Raw genomic sequence first — 2,759 nt, 5'->3', positions numbered from 1 at the left:
CGGCAGCAGCGGCTCGACGCGCTCCCACAGCCCATCCGGCACGATCCACGGTGGTTGCTGGCGCTTCCTCATGGCCAGCAGGGCTACCCCCGCTCCGCCTTCCCAACCTCATTCCGTTAGGACCTCTAAGCGGGCGGATTGGGCGGGGAGGGGGAGATGGTGCAGAGCGAGATCGCTGCGGAGGCGGGCCCGGGGCGGGAGCCGGTGGCGGAGGCGGCGTTTCGCGAGGCGATGACGCGCATCGCGAGTGGGGTGACCGTCGTCACTACCAGGGACGAGACCGGTCGGCCCTGGGGCTTCACGGCGAGCTCGTTCTGCGCGCTGTCCTTGCGACCGCCGCTGGTGCTGGTCTGCCTGGACCGCGGTGCGGACTGTCACCCGGTCTTCGTTCGCAGCCAGCGCTTCGTGGTCAACATCCTGGCGGCAGACCAGCACGCAACGGCTACTGCGTTCGCGACCAAGGCCGTCGACAAGTTCGCCGCTGTAGCGTTCGACCCCGACCCCGATACCGGCCTCCCGGTGCTGGCCGGTGCGCTGGCGAGCGTGCTGTGTCGGACCAGTCGCACGCACCCGGGCGGTGATCACACGATCCTGATCGGCGATGTCACGGCGGTGAGTACGGCCGAGAGCGCCCCGCTGGTGTACTTCGATCGAGGTTTCCGGGCACTCGCGGCCGAGCCCGCGCAGGCGAGGTGAGCGGCCGGTGGGCCTCGAGCAGCGGGTCGCCGCGGCGGTCGCCGACGTCGCAGCAGGTCGTGCAGTCGTCGTGGTCGGCGGCGAGGACCGGGACGACGAAGGCGATCTGATCTTCGCCGCCGAACGGGCGACCCCGGAGCTGGTGGCGTTCACGGTCCGGCACACCTCGGGCTACTTGTGCGCCTCGCTGACCGGCGCCGACTGTGACCGGCTGGCGCTGCCGCCGATGCACCCCGCCGACCAGGACCGCCGCGGTACCGCCCACAGGGTGACCGTGGACGCCCGGGATGGGGTGACGACAGGTATCTCCGCCGCCGACCGCGCGCGCACCATGCGGCTACTGGCGGACCCAGGATCGGCGGCGGCCGACTTCACCCGCCCGGGACATGTCGTCCCACTGCGGGCGGTGCCGGGTGGGGTGCTCCGCAAGTGTGGTTCCCGCGAGGCCGCCGTCGACCTCGCGGTGCTCGCGGGCCTGCGCCCGGTCGGGGTGCTGGCCGGGATCGTGTCCCAGCGCGATCCGGGCGGTATGGCCCGGGGCGAGGAACTGTGCGCCTTCGCCACGGAGTACGGGCTGCCGCTGCTGTCGATCGCCGATCTCGTCGCGTACCGGCGGCGGGTCGAGCCACAGGTGGTACCGGCCGCCCGGGCACAGCTGCCAACGGCGCACGGCCCATTCGTCGCGGTGGGATATGACAGCCTGTACGAGGAAGTGGAGCACATCGCGCTGGTGTGTGGAGATCTCGATGACGGCGCCGATGTGCTGCTCCGCATTCATGCAGAGTGCCTGACCGGTGACGTCCTCGGCTCCCTGCGCTGCAGCTGTGCGGCCCGGCTCGACGCCGCGCAGGCGGCGATCGCCGAGCACGGCCAAGGCGTGCTGGTCTACCGACGCGGGCGTGCCGGTCGACGCCGCGGGATGCTGCGGACTCTGCAGGACTACCAGCGCCGCGACGTCAGGGGGTGCACCGGTGACCAACGGACCGCCGACCCGGCCGACACGATCGAGGACGACGCCGCGGTCGCGCACATCCTGCGCGATCTCGGCGTCCGCTCGGTCCGACTGCTCGCAGATGGCAGCGACGCCGACGGGGCCGAACGCGGCCTGCAACAAGCTGGGATCCGAGTGCTCGGCCGGCATCCGCTGAATCCGGCGCCGGCCTTCGGGGAGCCGTCGTCGAGGAGCCGCGTCCCCTCGGTCACGATGCTGCCGACGCCTGTTGACGGCGCCATCAATCTGATACTAGATTTCGCTTAAGTTCAATCTCTGATACCAGATATGTGAAACCGTGTGCCGGCGGCCGCGGGCGGATGAGGCGCCTTGGCGATGACCGGCGCAGAGGCGGGAGGCTCCGTGAGCAAGGACGCCGTGGGTGAGTCGACCGCTCGTCCCAGCGGGACGAGCCCGGTCGCATCCACTGGAGATCCCAACGCCGGGCCGCGTGCCGGGATCGTGACCGCAACGCTGACCTCGGCGTTCGCGGAAGCCTACCGGCGCTTTGCGGACCGCCCTGCGGTACTGGAGGAGTCGGGCAAGATCTGTACCTACGCCGAGTTGGGCTCGCGGGCGCGGCGGCTGGCCGGGGGGCTGGCGGCCCTGGGCGTGCGCCCGGGCGACCGGGCGGTCGTGCTGACGAAGAACCGGCCCGAGAGCTTCGTGATCGATCATGCGCTGGCCGCGGGCGGCTTCGTGCGGGTGGCCCTCAGCTACCGGCTGCATCCGCGCGAGGTCGCGCAGATCGCCCGGGACTGCGACCCGGCCGTGGCGTTCGTCGACGGTGAGCGCGAGCGCGAGGTGGCCGCCGCGCTGGCCGAGGCCGGCCTGGATGTCGCCGTCGTCGCGCTGGACGAGCCGCAGGGACCGGTCGCGGCCCGCTACGGCGAGCTGCTGGCCCATCCCGAGCTGGCGTCGCCGCGTGTCGACCCCGAGGATCTTGCCTGGCTGCCCTACACCTCGGGCACCACCGGGGAGCCCAAGGGGGTGATGCTCAGCCACCGCAGCCTGCTGGCCTGCGCGCGCAACCTGATGGTCGAGCTGCCCGCGATCGAGACCGACGACGTGG

General features: G+C 71.7%; 3 protein-coding genes. All 3 read left to right on the top strand.

Translation table 11 applies throughout. From position 1 onward, the window contains the following. Nucleotides 1-156: 156 nt before the first annotated feature. Entirely contained in the window at nucleotides 157-696 is a 540-nt protein-coding gene (locus tag HF519_RS29805) for a flavin reductase family protein (protein WP_169416284.1), read from the top strand. 7 nt (nucleotides 697-703) lie between these two features. Then, the gene (gene ribB, locus HF519_RS29800) at nucleotides 704-1,954 is read left to right on the top strand and encodes a 3,4-dihydroxy-2-butanone-4-phosphate synthase (RefSeq protein ID WP_169416283.1); all 1,251 of its coding nucleotides are present in this window, start codon (nucleotides 704-706) and stop codon (nucleotides 1,952-1,954) included. A gap of 96 nt (nucleotides 1,955-2,050) precedes the next feature. Beyond that, the coding region (locus tag HF519_RS29795) for an AMP-binding protein (protein ID WP_169416282.1) at nucleotides 2,051-2,759 on the top strand (709 nt) is incomplete at its 3' end.

This window comes from Pseudonocardia bannensis (genome assembly GCF_012911875.1).
Taxonomy (GTDB): domain Bacteria; phylum Actinomycetota; class Actinomycetes; order Mycobacteriales; family Pseudonocardiaceae; genus Pseudonocardia; species Pseudonocardia bannensis.
The sequence above is the reverse complement of the archived record's forward strand: the minus strand, read 5'-3'. Positions and strand labels throughout refer to the sequence as shown.

What these genes read in the sequence shown, in the direction of transcription:
- HF519_RS29805 (WP_169416284.1), top strand. Translation starts at nt 157, where the DNA reads ATGGTGCAGAGCGAGATCGCTGCGGAGGCGGGCCCGGGGCGGGAGCCG.